General features: G+C 47.9%; 1 protein-coding gene. It reads left to right on the top strand.

What is annotated here, in order from left to right; all coding sequences use genetic code 11:
• Positions 1-1,462 (top strand): non-ribosomal peptide synthetase (locus OC23_RS10380; protein ID WP_038344665.1); only part of this gene is annotated, 1,462 nt, incomplete at both ends.

Raw genomic sequence — 1,462 nt, 5'->3', positions numbered from 1 at the left:
CTGGTTATCCGGTAGAGCGCCTGGCCTATATTATGGAAGATGCCTCTCCAAGATTATTACTGGCTGATGCGACGGGTATAGATGTGCTGAAGAGTTCATCGGTACCGGTGGTATTACTGCAGGATGCTTTTGAACAGGCTTCTGCATATTCTGAAGAGAATCTGCTACCGGCGGAGATTGGTTTAAACAGCCGTCATCTTGCTTATGTGATTTATACCTCAGGTTCTACAGGTAACCCGAAAGGGGTGATGGTTGAACACCAGCAGGTGACAAATTTGAGTGGTGTTCAATGCCATCATTTTGGAGTTACTTCCCATAGTCGTATTTTGCAGTTTGCATCAATTAGTTTTGATGCCAGCGTATTTGAAATTAGTACGGCATTATGTAATGGGGCGGCGTTAGTTATTATCTCTGATATACAACGTCAGGACCTAGATCAACTTGCAGACTTTATGAACAGACATAAAGTGACTCATGCTTTGTTACCACCAGCATTATTTGGACAACAATATCCGGACGTTTTTTATACATTGAATTGTCTGATTCTAGGAGGAGAATCTCCGAGTATCAATCTATTGCAAGAGGCAGCCAAAAAGGTAACTGTATTTAACGCTTATGGACCTACAGAAGGGACAGTTTGTGCGACTGCCTTAAAGTATGAGGATGGTAGTGTAAATATAGGCAAGCCGATAGCCAATACGAAGATATACCTACTGGATCCGCAAGGTAATCCGGTACCGGTTGGTGTTACAGGCGAGTTATATATTGGTGGTGTACAGGTTGCGCGAGGTTACCTGAACCGGCCAGAGCTTACAGCCGAGCGTTTCCTTCCGGATCCGTTTAGTACCGAGGCTGAAGCCAGAATGTATCGCACAGGGGATACTGCACGCTGGCTAGCAGACGGGAATATCGAATATCTGGGCCGTAATGATGATCAGGTGAAGATCCGTGGATTCCGGATTGAGCTGGGAGAGATTGAGATACAGCTTTCAGGCCACCCGGCTGTGAAAGAGGCGGTTGTACAGGTCCGTGGAGAAGATGAAGGCCGTCATCTTGTTGCGTGGTGGATAGCAGATTCAGCGGAGGCAGAGGTTGATGCTTCAGGGCTACATGCCTGGTTGGCACGTGAGTTACCGGACTATATGGTACCGAGAAGTTATGTGCGTCTGGACAGTTTCCCGCTGACACCAAATGGCAAGCTGGACAAACGTGGTTTACCGATGCCGACAGAAGACAGCCTGATTCGTGGTCTATATGAGGCTCCGAAGGGTGAGGTAGAGGAGCTACTGGCGAAGCACTGGTGTGAACTGCTTGGAATCGAGCAGGTGAGTCGTAATGACAGCTTCTTCATGCTGGGCGGTAACTCGTTACTGGCAGTGCGTCTGGTGAGCCGTTTAAGAAGTGCCGGTTATACGCTTGGCTTACAGGATATCTTTGCCAGCCCATGTCTGGTGGATATGGC

This window comes from Acinetobacter sp. A47 (assembly GCF_000805455.1).
Classification (GTDB): Bacteria; Pseudomonadota; Gammaproteobacteria; order Pseudomonadales; family Moraxellaceae; genus Acinetobacter.
Note: the sequence above shows the minus strand (reverse complement) of the source record. Positions and strands in the feature narration are given on the sequence as shown.